Here is a 2,592-nt window from a genome sequence, read left to right on the forward strand (position 1 = left end):
CTTCAACGTCCTTGATAGTTTTTGGGAGACTCTTCTTCATTGTCCTTAACCTCCTTTAAAGTATTCTTAAATCTATACTACAATCTAAAAAACTTTAATTATGTTTGCTGGACGACAATGATTAATTTTTCAAGAAATCCAGATGAAGGGCATTTCGGTGTGTGAACTATAAGAGGGAATTAAAAGATATCAGTCAGAAGAATCTATAAGCTTGACAAGCCTTGCATAATCGAGAATGGCGATTCTGCGTCCATCACACTCGATGAGTCCATTTTTCCTGAACTCATTCATCGCTTCTGTCACAGTTGTCCTTGTAGCCCCTATCATGTTTGCCATTTCCTGATGGGTAAACTTTTATGGTAATAACCCCATTATGAGAACAGCCGCATATCTGACCGAGCTTGATAAGGAGTTGGGCCAATCGGGTGTGAACATCGCATATAACAAGCTCCTTTATGGTCTCATGCGCCTGTCTTATTCTACTGCCGAGCATTCTCATAATAAAGACGGCTATCTTAGGATTCCTGCTGATAAGATCCTCAAAATTCGCTCTATTTATGCACAGGACCTCAGCATCCTCCACTGCCTCTGCGAAGACAGTCCTCACCTCACCGTCGCAAACCTCTGCAAGGCCGAAAAAATCCTTTGGCTGACAGAACCAGTATATGATCTCCTTTCCACACTCAGAGAGGTTATAGATTTTAACCCTGCCGCTTAAAACATAGTAGATTAAATTGCCCTGGTCGCCCGGAGAGAAGATAACGCTGTTTTTGGAATATTTTTTCTTGTGTGATTTTGGTAAAAAAATGATCTTTCGTCTTCCGGCAGCTCGTTGATAATATCTAAGGTACTTAGATACCAGCGTTTTTCCATAAGTTAACTGCTAACTATTAATTTTTTAAACATTTCATGCCTCGGAATCAATAATTTAGTTTAACTCTCCTTCATAACTTTGTCTATAGAGGCATTCTTTCTCTTTCACACTGTCTTACTGTTTGATATACTTCTGTCCCTCTCCTTTAATAAAATCAATGAGTCTCTGAACACGTTGAGATGGTTTGCCTTTAGTAACAAGGATTATATCACTTGATACCTCTGGTATCTCAGGAACCTTGATGGTATCATCAACTACATTTGAAGCTACAATCCCTATTGCCTCCTGGTTTGATGCTATATTTTGTTTTACATCAGGACCAGTAACGGCTTCAAGAATATCCTTTGTTGGAGACTCACCATCAAGTATCTTGCTTATGAATAGTGCATTCATTCCGGGAGTCAGTTTTCCCCATACTATAACGATTGTCATGTCTTTCCCGCCTACATCCCTCCAATTAGTAATTTTCCCGGTGAATATACCCTTTAATTGCTCTTTTGTAAGTCTTGAAACAGGATTGGATTTATTTATAAAAACCGCTGCCCTGCTTTTTCCAATAACGAAACTTTGCAGTTCTGCTTTATTGACCTCAATCCCATCCTTTTTCATGACAGCAATCCACTCGTCAAGTGTGACTCCTGCCCCTGCAACATCTATAGTGTCTTTTAGGAGGTCTTGCATTGCTATCCTAGGTCCCACCTCTACAATAGTAAGTTTAACCGCGCTCGTTTTTTCAAAATATTCCTTAATTGTTTTTAATATACCTGCAGGCGCTGCGCCTGCCCCTATTCTAATTTCATCTGCAAAAGCACCGGCACTGCATATTAACAACAAGACCATACCTGCTAATAAAGCACATATGACTTTCTTCATATCATTCCTCCTGTCCTTTCCTGAGAAAACTTACAAATCTTATAATGCCCCTGCTGCTCTGGCAGCTTCTCTCATAAGGTCAAAATCTTTATCTGTCGTTGGAACAAATCCCTCAATCTTTGCAGGGCCTAATACCGGGAATGTTTTTGCAGCACCTGGCTTAAGTTTCAAGAGGGCATCTCTGACTTTGGCTGCAACTGCTTTGTCTGTCTTCTTTGTGGTAAATAAAGGGAAATTTGGAATCCATGCGCTTGCTCCTATAACTCGAAATTCTGCACTATTCGGAACCTTCTCAAGGTCGTCTTCCCTTATTCCACCGGCATCTGCCTTGCCGAATAATACTGCATCAGCAACAGGCCCCGGCTTTTTAACGAATACCGGCGTAATTTCTGCTTTACTGACCCCTGCTTCTTTGAGCATGAGCATCTGCACAAGATAGGCTCCGGCAGAGCCCGGGTCCATAAAGGCAATTTTTTGCCCTTCAGGTCTTTTACACTTTTAATGGGTTTGTCCTTTCTTGCAAATAAAAATGCCCCTGAACTTTGTTCCGATTTTAGGTTCTGCTGCAAGGGCGAGGGGTTCTGCTGCTGGGCACATCCTTCTTAATAAGTACATAGATATAAGGATTGGCATAACCCAGGTCAAACTCACCTCCGATTGCCATTTTGGTAAAGGCATCGAAGTCTTTAGGCACAACAATAGTTACTTTCCGGCCTATCTCTTTTTCGAGATGTTTTGCGAGTGGTGTGAACATCTCAACCATTTCTTGTTCTGGAAGCCTGGGCAAGAGGCCGAGCTTTACCTCTGGAAAGGCCATAATTGGCAGGAGCAGAAATATCATTGCA

At 41.5% G+C, this 2,592-nt stretch carries 4 protein-coding genes and 2 pseudogenes; all 6 read right to left on the reverse strand.

From position 1 onward, the window contains the following. Positions 1 to 189: 189 nt before the first annotated feature. A pseudogene (locus V7L97_RS12110) lies at positions 190 to 339 on the reverse strand (helix-turn-helix domain-containing protein); the annotation flags it as partial. Next, positions 284 to 862 carry a Crp/Fnr family transcriptional regulator gene (locus tag V7L97_RS13170; protein WP_442891841.1) on the reverse strand — a complete coding sequence of 193 codons (579 nt, stop codon included), beginning with the start codon at positions 860 to 862 and terminating at the stop codon, positions 284 to 286. The gene V7L97_RS13170 and the pseudogene V7L97_RS12110, both read right to left, overlap by 56 nt. Before the next feature lie 126 nt (positions 863 to 988). Next, positions 989 to 1,747, reverse strand: coding sequence for a substrate-binding domain-containing protein (locus V7L97_RS12120; RefSeq protein ID WP_333656339.1), 759 nt, complete (start codon positions 1,745 to 1,747; stop codon positions 989 to 991). A 39-nt stretch (positions 1,748 to 1,786) separates the two neighbouring features. After that, complete coding sequence (locus tag V7L97_RS12125) at positions 1,787 to 2,218, reverse strand: phosphate/phosphite/phosphonate ABC transporter substrate-binding protein (RefSeq protein WP_333656344.1); 432 nt, start codon at positions 2,216 to 2,218, stop codon at positions 1,787 to 1,789. Positions 2,219 to 2,259: 41 nt separating this feature from the next. Continuing rightward, a pseudogene (locus tag V7L97_RS13175) lies at positions 2,260 to 2,316 on the reverse strand (hypothetical protein); the annotation flags it as partial. Continuing rightward, positions 2,301 to 2,592: PhnD/SsuA/transferrin family substrate-binding protein (locus tag V7L97_RS12130; RefSeq protein ID WP_333656342.1), on the reverse strand; the 292-nt coding region annotated here is incomplete at its 5' end. The pseudogene V7L97_RS13175 and the gene V7L97_RS12130, both read right to left, overlap by 16 nt.

This window comes from Dissulfurispira sp., from assembly GCF_036745535.1.
GTDB lineage: Bacteria > Nitrospirota > Thermodesulfovibrionia > Thermodesulfovibrionales > Dissulfurispiraceae > Dissulfurispira.

What these genes read in the sequence shown, in the direction of transcription:
- V7L97_RS12120 (WP_333656339.1), bottom strand. Translation starts at nt 1,747, where the DNA reads ATGAAGAAAGTCATATGTGCTTTATTAGCAGGTATGGTCTTGTTGTTA.